Consider the following 1,006-nt stretch of genomic DNA (forward strand, 5'->3'; position numbering starts at 1 on the left):
CGGGGTCGATGCCGTCGGCGGCGTGATAGGCCAGCCCCGAGAGGTAGTAGCGGTCGGCGATCACGACCTGGTGGCGCCGGAGGGCTGCGGCGAGCGCCTCCTGCTGGGCGTGGCGCTCGGCGCTGGAGAGCAGCGCCATCGTCGTCGGCGGGCAGCGGCCGGAGGCGCTCAGGCGGCGGAACAGCTCCCCGACCGGGCCGTGGCCGGGTTCCTTGTGGGTGGCCACCGCCAGGCCCCGGGTGCGCAGCGCGGCGGCCAGGCTGGCGGTCAGGGTGGTCTTGCCGCTGGCGTCGATGCCCTCGATCGCCACGAACAGCGCCTCAGCCACGTCGGGTCTCCCCCGCGCCCGCGAGGGTGATCGCCGCCGCCCGGCATCGCACGTCGGGCGGCGTGGCGGCGAGCAGCCGTTCGGGACCGACGCCCTCCACCGCGATCGAGGCGACCGCGGCGCCGGTGGCCATCGCCGGCAGCAGGCCGGCCCCGGCCAGGTGCGCGGCCATCGCCGCGCCGGCGAACGCCTCCCCCGCCCCGGTCGGGTCCACCACCCGCGCCGGGAAGGCCGCCACGTGCGGCACGCCCTGGCCCGTGACCAGGTGGGCGCCGTTGCCGCCGTCGGTGACGCACACCGCCCGGCCGCCACGCCCCGCGGCGACGACGCCGTGGATGCCTTCCAGCGCCTGGGCCGGCGTGCCGGTCCGGGTGAGCAGCAGGGCCTCCTCGGCGTTGCAGACCAGCACGTCCACCGTCCCCCACAACGCCCGGGCCGTGGCCGGCTGCTCGCTGATCCGGTTGCGGAACGTGGTTGCCGACAAGAGCGCATCCGGCCATCGGGCGCGCACGGCACGGGCCAGCGCGAGCTGCGCTTCCGGCGCCCCGAGCGGGCACAGATGGACCCCGTCGACGGCCCGGTGAACGTCGAGGACGCTCCCGGGCGTGATCAGCGCTTCCGCTTCCGCGCCGTCCACGGCGTAGTGGGCCCGCCAGCCGGAGTCGTAGGCGATGTCGA

General features: G+C 76.9%; 2 protein-coding genes. Both read right to left on the bottom strand.

Annotated elements, in window-relative coordinates; genetic code table 11:
- On the bottom strand, positions 1 to 328 hold a 328-nt coding region (gene tmk / locus D7231_RS36020), incomplete at its 3' end, for a dTMP kinase (protein WP_120760604.1).
- On the bottom strand, positions 321 to 1,006 hold a 686-nt coding region (locus D7231_RS36025; RefSeq protein WP_242000105.1), incomplete at its 5' end, for a PfkB family carbohydrate kinase. The genes D7231_RS36025 and tmk, both read right to left, overlap by 8 nt.

Origin of the sequence: Streptomyces klenkii (genome assembly GCF_003626645.1) — a bacterium.
Classification (GTDB): Bacteria; Actinomycetota; Actinomycetes; order Streptomycetales; family Streptomycetaceae; genus Streptomyces; species Streptomyces klenkii.